Annotated in this window: 13 protein-coding genes; 9 read left to right on the top strand and 4 right to left on the bottom strand. The window is 47.1% G+C overall.

What is annotated here, in order from left to right:
* The first annotated feature begins 33 nt into the window (after nt 1-33).
* Nucleotides 34-1,497, top strand: coding sequence for a Do family serine endopeptidase (locus CLV93_RS14785; RefSeq protein ID WP_106542987.1), 1,464 nt, complete (start codon nt 34-36; stop codon nt 1,495-1,497).
* A 92-nt stretch (nt 1,498-1,589) separates the two neighbouring features.
* Nucleotides 1,590-2,450 (top strand): sigma-70 family RNA polymerase sigma factor, encoded by an 861-nt coding sequence (locus CLV93_RS14780; RefSeq protein WP_106542986.1) that lies wholly within the window; start codon nt 1,590-1,592, stop codon nt 2,448-2,450.
* 116 nt (nt 2,451-2,566) lie between these two features.
* On the opposite strand, the gene uvrB is transcribed toward CLV93_RS14780, so the two are convergent.
* From uvrB to CLV93_RS14765, 3 genes are all read right to left on the bottom strand, one after another.
* Nucleotides 2,567-4,612 (bottom strand): excinuclease ABC subunit UvrB, encoded by a 2,046-nt coding sequence (gene uvrB, locus CLV93_RS14775; RefSeq protein ID WP_106542985.1) that lies wholly within the window; start codon nt 4,610-4,612, stop codon nt 2,567-2,569.
* A 204-nt stretch (nt 4,613-4,816) separates the two neighbouring features.
* On the bottom strand, nt 4,817-5,869 hold the full coding sequence (locus CLV93_RS14770; RefSeq protein WP_106542984.1) for an endonuclease/exonuclease/phosphatase family protein: 1,053 nt from the start codon (nt 5,867-5,869) through the stop codon (nt 4,817-4,819).
* Nucleotides 5,841-6,452 (bottom strand): HAD family hydrolase, encoded by a 612-nt coding sequence (locus CLV93_RS14765; protein WP_106542983.1) that lies wholly within the window; start codon nt 6,450-6,452, stop codon nt 5,841-5,843. The genes CLV93_RS14770 and CLV93_RS14765 overlap by 29 nt, the downstream gene beginning before the upstream one ends.
* 142 nt (nt 6,453-6,594) lie before the next feature.
* Between CLV93_RS14765 and CLV93_RS14760 the strand changes: the two genes are divergently transcribed.
* Entirely contained in the window at nt 6,595-7,032 is a 438-nt protein-coding gene (locus CLV93_RS14760; RefSeq protein WP_106542982.1) for a hypothetical protein, read from the top strand.
* A 6-nt stretch (nt 7,033-7,038) separates the two neighbouring features.
* Nucleotides 7,039-7,356, top strand: coding sequence for an antibiotic biosynthesis monooxygenase family protein (locus CLV93_RS14755; RefSeq protein WP_211297865.1), 318 nt, complete (start codon nt 7,039-7,041; stop codon nt 7,354-7,356).
* A 66-nt stretch (nt 7,357-7,422) separates the two neighbouring features.
* On the opposite strand, the gene CLV93_RS14750 is transcribed toward CLV93_RS14755, so the two are convergent.
* The gene (locus tag CLV93_RS14750; RefSeq protein ID WP_106542980.1) at nt 7,423-8,616 is read right to left on the bottom strand and encodes a pyridoxal phosphate-dependent aminotransferase; all 1,194 of its coding nucleotides are present in this window, start codon (nt 8,614-8,616) and stop codon (nt 7,423-7,425) included.
* Between the two features lie 211 nt (nt 8,617-8,827).
* Between CLV93_RS14750 and CLV93_RS14745 the strand changes: the two genes are divergently transcribed.
* The 5 genes from CLV93_RS14745 (at nt 8,828) to CLV93_RS14725 (ending at nt 17,485) form a co-directional block, all read left to right on the top strand.
* Nucleotides 8,828-9,361, top strand: coding sequence for a DUF7935 family protein (locus tag CLV93_RS14745; protein ID WP_106542979.1), 534 nt, complete (start codon nt 8,828-8,830; stop codon nt 9,359-9,361).
* Nucleotides 9,362-9,489: 128 nt separating this feature from the next.
* Nucleotides 9,490-11,616: a 5-histidylcysteine sulfoxide synthase gene (gene ovoA / locus CLV93_RS14740; protein ID WP_106542978.1), complete on the top strand. Its 2,127-nt coding sequence runs from the start codon at nt 9,490-9,492 to the stop codon at nt 11,614-11,616.
* Nucleotides 11,617-11,807: 191 nt separating this feature from the next.
* The gene (locus CLV93_RS14735; RefSeq protein ID WP_106542977.1) at nt 11,808-12,887 is read left to right on the top strand and encodes an efflux RND transporter periplasmic adaptor subunit; all 1,080 of its coding nucleotides are present in this window, start codon (nt 11,808-11,810) and stop codon (nt 12,885-12,887) included.
* Nucleotides 12,887-16,027: an efflux RND transporter permease subunit gene (locus tag CLV93_RS14730; RefSeq protein ID WP_106542976.1), complete on the top strand. Its 3,141-nt coding sequence runs from the start codon at nt 12,887-12,889 to the stop codon at nt 16,025-16,027. The genes CLV93_RS14735 and CLV93_RS14730 overlap by 1 nt, the downstream gene beginning before the upstream one ends.
* A gap of 6 nt (nt 16,028-16,033) precedes the next feature.
* Nucleotides 16,034-17,485: a TolC family protein gene (locus CLV93_RS14725; protein WP_106542975.1), complete on the top strand. Its 1,452-nt coding sequence runs from the start codon at nt 16,034-16,036 to the stop codon at nt 17,483-17,485.
* Nucleotides 17,486-17,497 lie beyond the last annotated feature (12 nt).

The following is a 17,497-nucleotide window of genomic DNA, read 5'->3' as shown; positions in this document are numbered from 1 at the left end:
AGAAAATATAGTTAATCTCTAAAAATACGGAGTATGAATAAGTTTAAGAAAGTAACAACAAATCTACTCATTGCTTTTGCGGGTGCAGTTATCGCGGTAGCTGTTTATTCTGCAACAATTGGAAAAACAAAAGTGGTAACCATTCAGGAGCCTTCTCAACCGGTTCAATTAACCAGTTTGCCAAGTGCACCTCAGGGCGGAGTACCCGATTTGACTTACGCTGCTGAAAAATCGGTACACGCGGTGGTACACATTCAAACGATGATTAAAAACCAGGCGTATGGAGGCGGTAGTGGAAATCCCTTCTTCGATTTCTTCTTCGGCGACCGGGGAGGACAATACCAGCAACAGCAACCCCAGTATACCCGTGCGTCAGGGTCGGGTGTGATTATCAGTCCCGATGGTTACATCGTTACTAACAATCATGTAATCGACGATGCATCGAACATTGAAGTCATTCTCAACGACGATCAAAAATATCCCGCCAAGGTGATCGGACGCGATCCAAACACGGATATCGCCCTGGTAAAAATCGATGCAAAAAATCTTCCATACCTCACCTGGGGTAACTCGGATGCGCTGAAATTAGGCGAATGGGTACTAGCTGTAGGAAACCCGTTCAACCTGACTTCAACCGTTACTGCCGGTATCGTCAGTGCCAAGGGACGTGCTATCGGTATCAACGCAGGTAAAATGCCACTGGAATCGTTTATTCAGACCGATGCAGCTGTAAATCCGGGTAACAGCGGAGGCGCCCTGGTTAATACACGCGGCGAACTGGTAGGTATCAACACCGCCATTGCATCACGCACCGGTTCTTACTCTGGTTATTCATTTGCCGTTCCGGCCGCCATTGCCCAAAAAGTAGTCAGTGACCTGAAGGAATATGGCGAAGTTCAACGTGCTATGCTGGGTGTAACCATTCAGAAGGTAACCTCGCAAGTGGCCAAAGAGCACGACATCGACAAAATTGAAGGTATTTATGTAAACAGCGTTACAGATGACGGTGCAGCCAAACACGCAGGAATAAAACCCGGCGACGTAATTCTGAAGATTGATAATACAACCGTAAATACCAACCCGGAATTGATGGAACAGCTTGGTAAACGTCGTCCCGGCGACAAGGTAACATTAACCATCAAAAGGGACGGTAAACTGAAACAATACGAGGTAACCCTTCGTAACACACGAGGAGACACAAGCATTTTAAAAGAGTCCTTCTCAGTCCTTGGAGCAAAATTTGGTGCGGTATCCGATCAGGATATGCAACGCCTGCAACTTAACAGTGGAATTCAGGTAGATGAATTGAGCAAAGGCAAACTAAAAGATTTAGGTGTAAAAGAAGGATTTATCATTACTGAGATAAACAAAAAGCCCGTTTCCTCGGTTGATGATGTAAAACGTGCCCTTAACCAAACAGAGGAAGGCCGTCCGATTCTAATCGAAGGAGTCTATCCGAATGGACAGTGGGCCTACTATGTTTTTAGAGTAGAATAAGTTGAATTGTCGAAGTCCGCTTCATTCTGATGACTGATAATTTGCATGACAATTCATTCTTTCGTAAATTTGCGGACTTTTAATCGGAGAGCATGAGACAACTTAAGATTACAAAATCTATTACGAACCGCGAGAGTGCTTCTCTCGACAAGTATCTTCAGGAAATTGGTAAAGAAGAACTCATTACCGTTGAGGAAGAAGTCGAACTGGCGCAACGCATTAAAAAAGGCGACCAGGCAGCACTCGAGAAACTGACACGAGCCAATCTTCGTTTCGTAGTTTCCGTGGCAAAGCAATATCAAAACCAGGGATTAAGTTTACCTGACTTGATTAACGAAGGTAACCTGGGATTGATAAAAGCCGCAGAAAAATTCGACGAAACACGAGGATTCAAGTTCATCTCGTATGCGGTGTGGTGGATTCGTCAGTCTATTCTCCAGGCTCTGGCCGAACAATCGAGAATTGTCCGTTTACCCTTGAACCAGGTTGGTTCGCTGAACAAAATCAACAAGGCATTCTCGAAGTTTGAACAGGAACATCAGCGCAAACCCTCACCCGAGGAGTTGGCAAAAGAGCTCGATCTTCCGGCTGATAAGGTAGCCGACACACTGCGTGTTTCCGGCCGCCACGTTTCAGTTGACGCTCCGTTCGTTGACGGTGAAGACAATAGTCTGCTCGACGTTTTGGTGAACAACGATTCGCCCAACGCCGACCGCTCACTCATCGACGAATCGCTGGCAAGGGAAATTGACCGTTCTCTGGCAACTCTCACCGAAAGGGAAGCCGATATCATTCGTATGTTCTTCGGAATTGGTTGTCAGGAAATGACCCTCGAAGAGATAGGAGAGCGTTTCGGTTTGACACGCGAGCGTGTTCGCCAGATCAAGGAGAAAGCAATCCGCCGCCTGAGACACACCTCTCGCAGCAAGTTGTTAAAAACCTACCTTGGATAAGGCAATCCGAAAGCACATTCAAGACAACAATCTTATACAGATAAGATTAGCCCCGCCAAATGAGCGGGGCTTTTTTATATCTGAATGTTAACTTTTCAGATCTTATACTGGAATTGTTATCGCTTGCTTTTCTCGCCCGAACGCTCTTTCAGCAATCCCTGAAGGCGGTACATCTCATCACGCAACTGGGCAGCTTCGATGAAGTCCAGCTCTTTGGCTGCTTTCTCCATTTCTTTCTTCGTATTGGCGATAGCTTTTTCCAGGGCATCCACCGTCATGTACTGCACAACCGGATCGGCAGCCACATCGGCTGGAGGCGGCCCTGCGTAAGCTTTCGGTGAACCAGTCGTTTCTTTCTCTTTCCGATACTCGTATCCGATAATTTCGCGGGTCGCTTTGATGATCTGCTGCGGCGTAATATTGTTCTCTTCGTTGTAAGCCATCTGCTTCGCACGGCGGCGGTTGGTCGAATCAATGGTTTTTTGCATTGATTGCGTAATCTTATCGGCGTACATAATGACCAGGCCATTCAGGTTTCGTGCAGCCCGACCAGCCGTCTGCGTTAGCGAACGCTCCGAACGCAGGAAACCTTCCTTGTCCGCATCCAGAATCGCTACCAAGGAAACTTCCGGCAAGTCCAGTCCTTCACGAAGCAAGTTAATTCCGACCAATACGTCGAATTCTCCTTTTCGCAGATCTTCCATAATCTGAACACGCTCCAACGTGTCCACATCGGAGTGAATGTAACGGGTCTGAATATCCATCCGGGTGAAATAGCTGGTGAGCTCTTCCGCCATTCGCTTGGTTAGTGTCGTTACCAGTATCCGCTCGTTCCGCTGCACACGCTGATGAATTTCTTCCATCAAATCGTCAATCTGATTGGTGCTGGGACGCACCTCGATTTTGGGATCGAGCAATCCAGTTGGGCGAATAATCTGTTCTACGACGACACCTTCACTTTTCTCCAACTCATATTCCGCAGGCGTCGCGCTGACGTATACAATTTGGTTGATAATATCCTCAAACTCCTCAAACTTCAACGGCCGGTTATCGATAGCTGCCGGCAGACGAAAACCGTATTCCACCAAATTTACCTTTCGTGCCCGGTCGCCTCCGTACATCGCCCTGATTTGCGGAATCGTCACGTGACTCTCATCGATCACCATCAGAAAATCATCCGGAAAATAGTCGAGTAAACAGAACGGACGGGTTCCCGCCTTACGACCATCAAAATAACGGGAATAGTTCTCAATGCCCGGACAATATCCCAATTCCCGAATCATCTCCAGGTCATAATTTACCCGGTCATCAATTCGTTTGGCTTCCGCCCGTTTTCCTTCGTTTTCGAAAAATTCGATCTGTTTCACCAAATCATCCTGGATTTGCCGGATGGCTGACTGCGTCCGCTCTTTCGTGGTAACGAAAATGGTAGCCGGATAAATAATAATATTGTCGTGGTCATCTATCGCCTGCCCGGTTTCCGGATCAAACGAAATCAGCTCTTCAATTTCATCACCCCAGAAAACAATCCGGTAAGCATAATCCGCGTAAGCCGGATACACATCCACCGTATCGCCCTTTACCCGAAAAGTTCCCCGGTTAAAACTCACTTCGTTGCGCGAGTACATCGCATCGACGAGTTGGCGCAGGAAAGCATTCCGGCTAACGGTATCTCCCACTTTCAACGTCGAAACATTCTGATGAAAATCTTCCGGGTTACCGATACCATACAGGCACGAAACCGACGAAACGACAATCACATCGCGACGCCCCGAAAGTAGAGCTGAAGTCGCACTTAACCGCAACTTCTCAATCTCGTCGTTAATCGATAAATCCTTTTCAATATATGTATCCGTTACCGGAAGATAAGCTTCGGGCTGGTAGTAATCATAGTACGAAACAAAATATTCCACCGCATTATCCGGGAAGAATTGCTTCATCTCGCCATACAACTGCGCTGCCAGTGTTTTGTTATGACTCAGAATGAGTGTCGGCCGCTCCACCTTCTCAATTACATTCGCCATCGTGAAGGTTTTCCCCGAGCCGGTCACCCCCAACAAGGTCTGGTGTTTGGCTCCCTCGTTGATCCCCTGGGCCAATTGATTAATCGCTTCCGGTTGGTCGCCGGTAGGTTGATATTCTGAAACAATTTTAAACTTCATAGCAAACGGTTATTCGTTTAAACCGAACACGTCACCAATAACAACTGGCAGATCGTTTTCCCTGTTTGTCAACTGGGTTTCCGCCTCCACTGATTGAGCTTCGAACAGGGAAAAAAGCCCTTCCGCCTTCACCGAACAAGCTTCCGCCTGTTAAGGTAAGGCTTCGAACTGTTCAGGTTGATTTTCGAACTTGCAGCAACACTCCTACCGGTGCAGGATAAAATAGACCGGGAAATGATCGCTGATACCACCGTAATAATTCGGTCCGCCATAAGTGCGGTTCGGTGCCATCACTCCATTTTTGTTGCGGTATTCCATCCATTTTTCATGAAATACCTTCCCTGATGCAGGAACTGTCGTCCAACCACGTTTTGCCGTCAGCAAATCATGTGACACAACCAGATTGTCGAGCATATTCCAGTTGCCACGGAAATAATAGGTTCCTTTTCCCTTCATCGAAGCCTGGTAAAGCAAACTGTGCAATGTGCCATCCGTACCCGGAATTGCCTGCAATACCTTGAAAAGACTTTTGTTTTCCGGTTCATCGTTCATATCACCCATGATAATTATCTTCGCATCAGGGTTCAATCGGGTAATCGAATCTACCTGGGCACGGAGCACCGAAGCGACAAACACCCGTTTGGGTTGCGACTTTTCAAGCCCTCCACGGCGCGAAGGCCAGTGGTTGACGAACACGTGAATGGTGTCATTCTTACCGGAAAGTAACTTAGCGTAGAGAATATCACGCGTATGATAATCCGGATCGTCTTTAAAATGAATGCCGATGACCGTATGCGTTATCTCTTTGAAGATATCGGGGCGATAAAGCAGCGCCACGTCGATACCGCGGTAATCCGGACTCTCTTCGTGGATAATCTGGTAATGCACAGGGGCCATACGCTTCGTCCGGACCAAATCATTCAACACCGATTGATTCTCGATTTCGGCCATCCCAATCAATCCGGGCTTTCCAACCGTATCCACGTCCATCAATACATGCGCAATATCATTCAGCTTTTTGGTATATCGCTCGGTATTCCATTTTTTAGGAGATTCAGGACTGAACTCAAAATCACGTTCGCCTTGATTGTTAATGGTATCGAACAAGTTTTCCACATTGTAAAAAACAACCGAGGTAGCTTTCACTTTCGGCTCACTCTTTCTCGGCGTACTACACGAATTGATGAGCAGCAGGCTTCCTGCCAGCACCATCGATAGAAAAAAACGGTTATACTTCACGGCCAATGGTAACTTCATAGTATTTGGTAACATCAGTTGCAATCATACCGGCAGATTCCGCTGCCTGTAAGCCCAGTTTTCCATCCTCGAAAACCTGGCAATCGGTTGGGCTAATATGTATTAAACTAGCTGCTGTCAAAAAAGTTTCGGGGTCAGGTTTATGTTTTTTTACGTCTTCTGCTGATACCAGGTGTTCGAAACAATCTTTTACACCAGCCTTTTCCAACGCCATCCAGGCTAATCTTTTATAACCACCGGTTCCGCAGGCCATGGGCAGTTTTCCGTGGTATTCGTGAATAAGTTCAACAACCGGCTCTACTGGCTTTACTTTATGAATGTTCTCCTCATAACGCAACTCCTTGATTCGGGTAAACTCTTCCGGGTCAAAATCCTTATTGAATTTTTCCTTTAACAGCTGGCAGGTTTCCAGTGCCGGCATTCCTGTTACCGATTCAAACAACGGAATCGTGAAATCAATGCCATACTCTTTTGCCGTGTCTCTCCATGCAATATAATGCACCGGCATTGTATCGCAAATCGTCCCGTCGATATCAAAAATAAGTCCGCGAGCGCGCGGATCAACTTCTAACTTGTTATTCATAAAGAAATAAAAATAGACGTAAAAATAACGAATCCTTTGCTATCTGCCTATTACCTGGCAATTAGTTTAAGAAAACTTAAAATGGCTGACTTAACTGCTGAAAATTCCCTATTTTTCGCCAATACAATCAATCAAAAACCTCATGAGTAATAATCCGTTTTACTTATACACCATCATCCCGCAGTGGGGAATTTTTCTGGGAATTGGGCTGGTCATTTTTGGCTATGTAGAAAAGAAAGGAAAACTCAATTTAGCCGGATGGTTCACGATGGTAGCGACAGGACTTTTCGCCCTCGGTGTGAATCTTTTTGCCGACTTGAATCCTCATCCGTTACCTGACGGGAGTATGCCGATGGATTTCCAGGTAATATCGCTCGGCTGGCAGGCCGGAATTGGAGGAGTACTGGCCCTGTTTACCATTCTTCTGCGGCAGCGAAAAAGCAAAAGATACGCTATACTTGCCATCTTGACCGTCGCCTATTCTGTTGCCATCTTCTTCCAATACAATTATTTCATCAGAAGCGGAAAGGAAAAACCGGCGGTAACCCAGGAAGCACCGATGAAAGACTCTACCAAGTAAATCATCATGATTGCCCAAACACCTGAACCGACCTATTATGCTGTGATTTTCACTTCGGTAAGAACAGAAGGAGACAACGGCTATGCTGCCGCTTCAGAAAGGATGGTCGAACTGGCCAGACAGCAGGACGGATTTTTGGGCGTTGAAAGTGCGCGTGAGGAATTAGGTATCACGGTATCTTATTGGCGCGACCTGGATTCCATCAAAAGATGGAAAGAAAATGCTGAACACGCAGCAGTCAGAGAAAAAGGAAGGCGCGACTGGTACCGGAGTTTTAAAACCCGGATTGCCAAAGTGGAACACGACTATGGATTCGAAAAATAGCAACCCACAATAAAAAAAGAGGAGGGCTTTCGGCCTTCCTCTTTTCATATAATATTAGTTCAATTTCTATACTAGTTTGTTCAATGCATCTTTGATGCGGGAAATCGCCTCACGCAATTCAGCTTCCGAAGCAGCATATGAAACCCGCAGACAGTTCGGGTCACCAAAAGCGGCACCTGTCACCACACCAACATGAGCTTCGTTCAACAGATACATGCTCAAATCGGTTGCATCCTTAATTTCAATATCTCCCACCTTCTTACCAAAATAGTAAGTCACATCGGGAAATACGTAGAAAGCTCCTTCCGGCTTACTGGTTTTCAGTCCCGGAATTTCCGCCATCAGTTCCATCACCATGTCACGGCGTTTCTGAAACTGAGCAACCATTTTATACACCTCAGCATTATCGGAGTTAATGGCAGCAGCCGAAGCCATCTGAGCCACTGAGTTCGGGCCTGATGTATATTGTCCCTGTAATTTATTACACCCTTTGGCAATCCAGGTTGGCGCAGCGATGTAACCAATCCGGTAGCCGGTCATGGCGTATGCTTTCGAAACTCCGTTCACAACGATTACCTGCTCCTTGATTTCATCAAACTGAGCAATAGATTCATGCTTTCCACCATAGGTGATGTATTCATAAATTTCATCAGAAATAACGATGATATTGGGGTGTTTGGCGAAAATATCGGCGAAAACTTTCAACTCATCACGGGTATACAATTTCCCGGTAGGATTACTCGGGCTACTAAACAAGAATGCCCGGGTTTTGGGCGTGATGGCTGCTTCGAGCTGTTCCGGGGTAATTTTAAAACCGGAGTCAACCGAAGTTTTAATCACTACGTTCTTGCCTCCCGAAAGCTTAACCAGCTCAACGTAAGTAACCCAGTAAGGGGCCGGTACAATCACCTCATCGCCCTCTTCAACCACCACTTGCAGCACATTGGCAAGTGAATGCTTGGCACCATTGGAAACCACAATCTGGTCAGGGGTATAATCCAGACCGTTGTCTCGTTTCAACTTATTGACGATGGCATTCCGCAGCACCGGATATCCGGGAACGGGAGAATAATGTGAAAAATTATCATCCACTGCTTTCTTGGCAGCTTCCTTGATGAATTCGGGCGTGTCGAAATCGGGTTCGCCCACTCCCAAACTAATTACGTCAATTCCCTGTTCTTTTAATTCACGGCTTTTTTGGGCCATGGCCAGGGTTTGTGAAACGGATAGACGTGCAATCCTGTCGGCAACTTTTTCCATAATAGTCTGAATCAGAAAATTTGTTCATTTACCGGCCAAACTATGTTCCGGTGAATTTTCGGTAAATTTCTTTATAATTGTTATAGTTTCCGAGGACAAAATAGAAAATTTTACTGGACCTCGACTCTTATAAATGGACAATTGACAAAAAAGTTCATCATATTTTAACAGATTAACAGTTTTTGTCACGAAAAATTTAAAATTTTCTCAAATGGACGGCAATATCAACAGTTTTTATGAAATTCTAAAAATTACATTACCGGCCCTGGTTGTATTCCTCACCGCCTATTTTTTATTCCGCGATATGCTGGAAAATAGTCAGCGGCAAAGGGAATTTGAATTCAGGGTCGAAAACCAGGGACAAGTCACGCCCGTCAGGCTTCAGGCCTACGAACGGTTGACGCTCTTCCTGGAAAGAATTTCACCGCAATCGCTTCTCAACCGCACCTTAGCTGCTGACACTTCGGCCGTTCAGTTTCATTACGAGTTACTCAAACAAATCAGGCAGGAGTACGAGCACAATCTGTCACAACAAATTTATGTATCGGTTACGGCGTGGGAAGCATTGAGAGGAGCCAAAGAATCTTTGGTCATGCTTATCAACAAGGCCGCTGATGAAGTGAAAAAAGATGAGCCGGCCATCTCGCTCAGCAATAAAATTTTCCAGATGTACATGGAGCAGGACGATCAGCCGGTGACCATCGCACTGGCAGAATTGAAAAAAGAGGTTCGCATGTTCTTTTAATGAAAGATGTGAAATAACCTGCAGAAAGTCTGACCAATCGTTATTTTTTCACATTTTTTATGAGGATAATCTAAACAATTTCCCCCTACTATCGTGTTATCAACACAGAAACCACCGAACCATAAATCATGAAAACAGTAACGGTCAACCGAAAAGAACTTTTCGATACCCGGACACCTATCCTCAACACAGGAACTGCCGAAGAAATGCGGCAACGGATATTGACCTATTTTCACCAGACATTCGACATTGATGAACATCTTTTTGAAGTATTTGCTGATGAATCGGCACTGTACGAGCGGGCTGATCCACTGCGCCATCCGTTGATCTTCTATTTTGGTCATACGGCTGTATTTTTCATCAATAAACTCATCCTATCCAAGATCATCGATGAGCGCATCAACCCGAAATTCGAATCGATGTTTGCTGTTGGTGTCGATGAAATGTCGTGGGATGATTTGGATATGAACCATTACAACTGGCCTCCGGTTGACGAAGTTCGCGCTTACCGGAAGCAGGTTCGCAACCGCGTCGATCAGGTGATCAAGGAACTTCCGCTCTCCATGCCTGTCGACTGGAAAAGCCCGTTTTGGGTCATCATGATGGGCATTGAGCACGCACGAATTCACCTCGAAACCTCATCGGTACTTATCCGTCAGCTTCCGCTGAAATACCTTCAACCAATCGAAGGCTGGAATCTCTCCACCGAAAATGGTGACGCTCCGGCCAATTCATTACTCCCAGTAGAAGCTGGAACCGTAAAAATGGGGAAAGACCGCCAGCATCCCTTGTATGGCTGGGATAACGAATACGGTCAACACGAAGTAGAACTGAAACCGTTCAAAGCATCGAAGTTTCTCTGTTCAAACGGCGAGTTTCTCGAGTTCATAGAAGCAGGCGGCTACCACGAAGAGAAATACTGGACCGAAGAAGGCTGGGCCTGGAAGAGTTACAAAGAAGCCGAACATCCTTTATTCTGGAGAAAAGACGGCAATGACTGGAAACTCCGGCTGGTATACAACGAAACCGACATGCCATGGTCATGGCCGGTAGAGGTCAACTACCTGGAGGCGAAAGCCTTTTGCAACTGGAAATCGGAAGTAACCGGCCGTTCCATCCGGTTAGCCACCGAAGAAGAGTGGTACCGGTTGCACGATTTGGCACAAATTCCCGACCAGCCATACTGGGACAAAGCGCCCGGCAACATCAACATGGAACGCTATCAAAGTCCTTGCCCTGTGAACGAATTTGTATTCGGCGACTTCTACGATATTATCGGTAATGTTTGGCAGTGGACTGAAACCCCCATTACCGGTTTTGGCGGCTTCAAGGTGCACCCGTTTTACGACGATTTTTCGACGCCAACGTTCGATTTAAAACACAACCTTATCAAAGGTGGTTCCTGGATTTCCACCGGGAACGAAGCCACCCGCGATGCACGATATGCCTTCCGCAGGCACTTCTATCAACATGCCGGCTTCCGTTATGTGGAATCGGAAAATCCGATCGTCATTCAACGTGATGTATACGAAACCGATCCGGAAGTGGTCCATTACAGCCATGCTCAATACGGTCCGGGCTTGCATGGATTTCCGAACTACCATAAGGTCATTGCCGAAAGATGTATCGAAAAAATGCAGGGCAACACTGGTCGGGCACTTGATTTGGGGTGTAAAACCGGACGTTCAACCTGGGAATTGGCCCGTTCGTTCGACGAAGTGACTGGTTTGGATTTCACCGCAAGGAATATTCGCCTGGCTATCGAACTTCAGGAAAACGGTAACATGCAGTACATCTTCCCGGAAGAAGGCGAGTTGGTTTCCTACCATCAAATCAACCTAAAGGATTTGGATATGGAAGCATTAACCGGGAAAGTTGCCTTTTACCAGGCCGATGCTTCGAATCTGAAAGACCTTTACACAGGTTACGACTTGATTTTAGTGAACGACATTCTGGACGAAATGTACAATCCGGCCAGGTTCCTGAACCAGGTACACGACCGACTGAATGCTGGCGGACTGTTGGTTATCGCATCTTCCTATAGTTGGGATGAAGAGCGAACTGACAAAAACAACTGGCTGGGTGGCTACCGCGAAGATGGTGAACCGGTTTGGACCCGCGATGCCTTAACGCAGCTACTCTCCGAGCACTTCGAGCCAGCAGGCGACGACGAACACCTTCAGTCGGTATTGCCTTATTCCAAACGGAAATACGAAGTGAAAGATGTGGAAGTTTCCTTCTGGAAGAAACGTTAAACTTTGAATTAAATAAGCGCATAGTCCCTTGTCATTCAGCATGGCAAGGGATTTTTTTTGTTTTTTCAACATCTGACGCTTCAGGAAAATATATTTCAGTTCATTTCTCCAAATTGACGGTTCGGTCCATTTTCTCCCATTCACTCTTCCCTTCACCGTAATTTTGCACCAAATCAAAATGTGAAATAACAATGAGAACCTCAGCGAAAGGATTTCTGACAACAGGTTTATTGATGGCGATAATCCTGTTTTTCAGCGCATGCCAGGAAAAAAAGACAGAGCAAGTAACCATGCAAACGGTAAAAATAGATACTGTAATGCAGGGCCAGCAAGTACAATCCGTTCAATATCCCGGAAAAATCAAACCGGCCACCGAAGTTAATTTGGCTTTCCGCGTTGCCGGACCGATTCTTCGTTTTCCGGTTCAGGAAGGTCAGTTTGTGAAGAAAGGTCAGCTGATTTCCCAAATCGATCCGCGCGATTACAAAATTCAGCTGGCGGCCAGCCAGGCCAAGTACGACCAGGTTAAAGCGCAGGCCGACCGGGTGAAGGAGTTGTACAAACGCAACAGTGTAACGCCGAACGACTACGACAAAGCGATTTCCGGTCTAAAACAAATCACAGCAAAGCTAAATGCCGATCGCAATGCATTGAAAGATACACGGCTCGTTGCTCCTTTCGATGGGTATGTGCAAAAGAAATTCTACGATAATCACGAAACAGTCGACGCCGGATACCCGATTGTTTCCTTCCTCAACACCTCACATTTTGAAGTAGATGCCGATATTCCGGCAACCGACTATATCCGGCAGAATCAATTTGCCGGCTTTTCCTGTACGGTGGATGTATATCCCAATCAGCCCATTCCGCTGAAATTGCTGGAGATTGTCCCCAAATCGAATATGAACCAGTTGTACCAGGCCCGTTTCCGTTTGGAACCGCCCAAAGACCTTCACGTTGCGGCAGGAATGAATGTCAATATAACCATCAACTACCTGACAGGAAACCAGGATTTGGTATTCGTTCCGGTAACCGCAGTGTTCGACCGGAATGGAAAATCGATGGTCTGGATTTATTCGCCGAAAACAAATCAGATCGAACCCCGCGAGGTAACCACACAGTCTGTTCGCAGCAATGGAACGATGGAGATCTCTTCCGGATTAAAAGCGGGTGAATTAATTGTCACAGCTGGCGTGCATTCGCTGAAAGAGGGACAGAAAGTAAAACCATTGGCACCGGTTAGCAAAACAAATGTAGGAGGGCTGTTATAATGAATTTGACTGAAAGCGCATTTAAAAATAAGCCACTGGTTTATTTTCTGCTTTTCGTCCTGATTGCCGGAGGGGCTTACTCATTTTTCAAAATGAGCAAGCTGGAAGACCCGGAAATCAAAGTAAAGCAGGCCCTGGTGGTAACCGTTTACCCGGGAGCATCGGCCCATGAAGTTGAACTTCAGGTTACCGATAAACTGGAGAAGGCCATTCGCTCGATGGGAGACATCAAAAGTATCGACTCCCGGTCGCTGGACAACTATTCAGAGATAAAAGTCGAGCTGAAAAGCACGACAAAAGCAAATGAGCTGGAAGAAAAATGGAATATCCTTCGCCGTAAGGTCCACGATGCCCAGGCTTCTCTACCTAGTGAAGCGCAGCAATCCATCGTTGTTGATGATTTCGGCGACGTGTATGGCATGTTCTACGCCATGACTGCCGATGGCTACAGCTATGAGAAAATGTCGGACTATGCCGATCTCGTAAAACGCGAGGTACAGGATATTCCGGGTGTCAGCCGGGTACAAATTTACGGAGAACGGAATCCTTGTATCAATGTAGAGTTCAAAGAGAACCGGATGGCCAACCTGGGCGTTCATCCCGCCGAGATTCTGAACACGCTGAACAGCCAGAATAAAACTGTTTACGCCGGCGAGTTCAATGCCGGAAGCAAACGCCTCCGGGTTGCCGTTAATGATACGTACAAGAGTATTGACGATATTAAAAATCTGCTGATCCAAGGCCACGAATCCGATCAAATCCGGTTGAAAGATGTGGCTACGGTGACCCGTGGGTACCAGGAACCGTACCGGCAACTGATGCGTTACGACGGACAGAAAGCGCTGGGAATCGCCTTTTCGATGGAGAAAGGTGGAAATATCATCAGTCTTGGAAAAAAAATCGATGCCAAGCTGGCCGAACTGCAGCAATCACGCATTCCGGCCGGCATCAGCTTTCACAAAGTTTTCTTCCAGCCCGATAAGGTAGAAGATGCCATCAAAGGCTTCATGGTCAACCTGCTCGAATCGGTACTGATCGTTATTGTCATCCTTATGATTACCATGGGACTGCGAAGCGGTATCCTAATTGGTAGCGGCCTCATCATTACCATCCTGGGCTCATTCCTGTTTCTGAACTTCTTCAACGGGACGTTGCAACGTGTGTCGCTGGCATCGCTGATTGTTGCCATGGGAATGCTGGTCGACAACGCCATTGTGATTGTTGATGGCATCCTGGTAGACCTGCAAAACGGCGTCAAGAAGTCGAAGGCGTTGCGAAATACGGCAAAGAAAACGGCACTCCCCTTACTGGGAGCCACACTGATTGCCATCATTGCGTTTCTGCCCATCTTCCTGTCGCCCGATACCTCCGGTGAATATGTCCGCGACCTGTTCATCGTACTGGCTGTATCGCTGTTGCTGAGTTGGGTTCTCGCACTAACACATATCCCGATCATCGCTGATAAGCGGTTCAAGAAGTCGAAAATCAAAAGCAACGGCAAAGGTGCACATGAAGGTAAGATCTATGACTTTTTCAGGAAGACTTTGAACTTCCTGCTGTATCACCGTGCACTGACCATTGGAGCAACTGCTGTTTTGCTACTTATCACCGGATTTTCATATAGGTACGTGAAACAGGGATTCTTCCCCGACCTGAGCTACAACCAGTTGTACATCGAATATCGCGCTCATGGTGGAACCCGTATCGAGCAGGTGAACAGTGACCTGAAAAGCATGGAAGAGTACCTGATGAAGCAACCAGAGGTAACGCATGTAACCACCAGTTTGGGTGGAACACCTGCCCGTTATAACCTGGTCCGCTCCATCGCTCAACCATCACAGAATTACGGAGAGCTCATCGTCGATTTCACCAGCCCTGATGTGCTGAAAGAGAAGATGGATACGTTGCAGAAATATCTGACAGCACATTATCCTCAGGCTTACGTCCGCATGAAGCGGTACAACCTGATGTACAAGGAATTTCCAATTGAAGCGCTGTTCACCGGTCCGGACCCGGCTGTTTTGAAAAAGCTGGCGAAGAAAGCGGAAGATATCATGAAAGCAGAACCAACGGCTACGCTGGTGACCAACAATTGGGAGCCGGAAACACCGTACCTGAAGGTCGATTATTATCAGCCGCTGGCCCGTCAGGCAGGTTTATCCCGAAGCGATGTCAGCCTGGCACTGCTCGCTGCAACTGATGGTTTGCCGGTCGGAAATTATCACGAAGGAACGCACACGCTTCCCATCTACCTGAAAAGCACAAATGCGGAAGGAAAACCAGTTCAGAAACTTGATAATATTCCGGTTTGGAGCCTGACTCCTACGACCGGGAATATCAGTCCGCAGGAGCTGCGGGGCTTGTTGACCGGTCAGACAACGAAAGCCGACCTGCTGGAGAAAGCACTGGGTAGCAAACCACTCAACCAGGCGACCAAAGGGATTTCTCCACAGTGGGAAGAACCGGTCGTTCGAAGACACAATGGCGAGCGGGCTATCAAGGCACAATGCAATAACGTACCCGGACATTCGCCGGAAGAGGTGCGCCAAAATATCAAAGGTAAAATCGAAGCCATCAAGCTGCCCGAAGGCTACCACCTGAAATGGCAAGGGGAATATGAGGCCAGCAGCGAATCTCAGAAATACCTATTCATGCACCTGCCCATGGCGATTATCCTGATGATTGGTATCCTGATTGCCCTGTTCAGAGATTTCAAAAAACCAGCCATTATCCTGCTCAGTCTGCCGTTGGCTACCATTGGGATTGTTTCTGGTATGCTCCTTTCAGGAAAAGAATTTGGCTTTGTTGCCATCGTCGGTGCGTTGGGATTGATAGGGATGATGATTAAAAACGGTGTGGTGCTCATTGAGGAGATAGGCCTGCAAATCGAATCGGGAAAAGACCGCTATCAGGCGATCATCGATTCATCAGCTTCCAGGCTTCGTCCGGTTATGATGGCCTCCTTAACCACCATTCTGGGTATGATTCCGCTCCTACCCGATGATATGTTCGGCTCGTTGGCAGTCACCATCATGGCCGGATTGCTGGTGGGAACACTCATCACATTGATTTTTATACCGGTGCTCTATTCACTTTTCTTTAAGATTCATCATCCCAAACGGGAAGCATCTAAAAAGTAATCAACCATGATACAACGAATTCATATATTCATTCTCATATTCCTTGCATCTGCAACGGTTGCTCATGCGCAGCTATCCCTTAACCGGGACAAATGCCGTGAAATGGCCCTGGAGTATAGCAAACAGATCAGCAAGGCCAACACACAGAAAGAGAAAGCCACGTATGACAGAAAGGCTTACCGGGCCAATTATTTCCCGAAATTATCGGCTACCGGAACCTTCCTCTATACGCCCAAGACCATTGATTACACCATCAACGGCGGCTATCTACCGACCTATACGCCCGATGCCAACGGGCAATTGCAGCCCAATGTGATGGTTAATCCGTCCACAGGGCAGCCGGTCATGGGGTCCGACGGGAACCCGGTTTTCAACATGTATGCCTTCATGCCCGACGTCAACCTGGAAATCGGTCTCAAAGGCGTGGCATTGGCCGGTGTGAAACTGGAACAACCCATTTACATGGGAGGGAAAATCCGCAAGGCCAACGAGATGGCTGGTCTGGCAGAAGAAATGGCTGACGCGAATATCCGGTTGCAGCAGTCAAACGTCATCTACGAAAGTGACCAGGCTTACTGGACCTATCTCACGCTGAAGGATAAGGTGAAGGCCGCCAAAGAGTACAAAAAGATGCTCGACGAACTGGTCAAAATCTTGCAAAACAGTTACGATACCGGAATGAGTTCACGCAACGACTTGTTGAAAGCCGAAGTAAAACGAAACGAAGCGGTACTGATGGTTCAGAAAGCAGAAAACGGCCGGGAACTGGCGCGCATGAACCTTTGCCGCATCATTGGTTTGCCATTGAATACTTCCGTGACAGCAGCCGACAGTCTGACTATCGGAGTTATTCCCTCCACCAACCCGGAAGATGAGAATCCGCAAAACCGCCCCGCCTGGCAGATCGTGAAGAAGCAGGTGGAACTGAAACAGCAACAAGTCGGTCTGACGCGTGCTGATTTTCTCCCGCAGCTGGGCGCCTCGGCGGGCTACAATTACCTGGAGGGTCCGAAAATAAACGGCTCAACCTATGCCGGTACCGCTTTCACGGCCATGGCTTCGCTTAAGATCCCTATTTTCAACTGGGGCGAAGGACGCAACAAAATTAAGGCAGCAGAGGCCGAGCAGGAAATGCAAAAAACCGATCTGCAGGACGTCACCGAAAAGATGACACTCCAAATTGCGAAAGCCCGGTTCAATCTGAAAGATGCATTGACACGTCTAAACCTCACTGAAAAGGCACTGGAACAAGCCAAAGAGAACCTGAAAGAGAGCAAGGACAATTACGAAGTGGGCATGGAAACACTGGCCAATTACCTCGAAGGACAAGCGCAATGGGAAAAGGCCTTAAGCGATAATATCGATGCCAAATCGAATGTAAAACTGAGCGTTACGCAGTACCTGAAAACCATTGGCAAACTGGTACCGGCAAATGATACAGCCAAAAAGAAAGAGTAGATTTTTGTAACC

Origin of the sequence: Prolixibacter denitrificans (assembly GCF_003014495.1) — a bacterium.
Taxonomy (GTDB): domain Bacteria; phylum Bacteroidota; class Bacteroidia; order Bacteroidales; family Prolixibacteraceae; genus Prolixibacter; species Prolixibacter denitrificans.
Note: the sequence above shows the minus strand (reverse complement) of the source record. Positions and strands in the feature narration are given on the sequence as shown.

What these genes read in the sequence shown, in the direction of transcription:
- CLV93_RS14750 (WP_106542980.1), bottom strand. Translation starts at nt 8,616, where the DNA reads ATGGAAAAAGTTGCCGACAGGATTGCACGTCTATCCGTTTCACAAACC.
- ovoA (WP_106542978.1), top strand. Translation starts at nt 9,490, where the DNA reads ATGAAAACAGTAACGGTCAACCGAAAAGAACTTTTCGATACCCGGACA.
- CLV93_RS14725 (WP_106542975.1), top strand. Translation starts at nt 16,034, where the DNA reads ATGATACAACGAATTCATATATTCATTCTCATATTCCTTGCATCTGCA.
- CLV93_RS14735 (WP_106542977.1), top strand. Translation starts at nt 11,808, where the DNA reads ATGAGAACCTCAGCGAAAGGATTTCTGACAACAGGTTTATTGATGGCG.
- CLV93_RS14765 (WP_106542983.1), bottom strand. Translation starts at nt 6,452, where the DNA reads ATGAATAACAAGTTAGAAGTTGATCCGCGCGCTCGCGGACTTATTTTT.
- CLV93_RS14785 (WP_106542987.1), top strand. Translation starts at nt 34, where the DNA reads ATGAATAAGTTTAAGAAAGTAACAACAAATCTACTCATTGCTTTTGCG.
- CLV93_RS14760 (WP_106542982.1), top strand. Translation starts at nt 6,595, where the DNA reads ATGAGTAATAATCCGTTTTACTTATACACCATCATCCCGCAGTGGGGA.
- CLV93_RS14755 (WP_211297865.1), top strand. Translation starts at nt 7,039, where the DNA reads ATGATTGCCCAAACACCTGAACCGACCTATTATGCTGTGATTTTCACT.
- CLV93_RS14745 (WP_106542979.1), top strand. Translation starts at nt 8,828, where the DNA reads ATGGACGGCAATATCAACAGTTTTTATGAAATTCTAAAAATTACATTA.
- CLV93_RS14780 (WP_106542986.1), top strand. Translation starts at nt 1,590, where the DNA reads ATGAGACAACTTAAGATTACAAAATCTATTACGAACCGCGAGAGTGCT.
- CLV93_RS14770 (WP_106542984.1), bottom strand. Translation starts at nt 5,869, where the DNA reads ATGAAGTTACCATTGGCCGTGAAGTATAACCGTTTTTTTCTATCGATG.
- CLV93_RS14730 (WP_106542976.1), top strand. Translation starts at nt 12,887, where the DNA reads ATGAATTTGACTGAAAGCGCATTTAAAAATAAGCCACTGGTTTATTTT.
- uvrB (WP_106542985.1), bottom strand. Translation starts at nt 4,612, where the DNA reads ATGAAGTTTAAAATTGTTTCAGAATATCAACCTACCGGCGACCAACCG.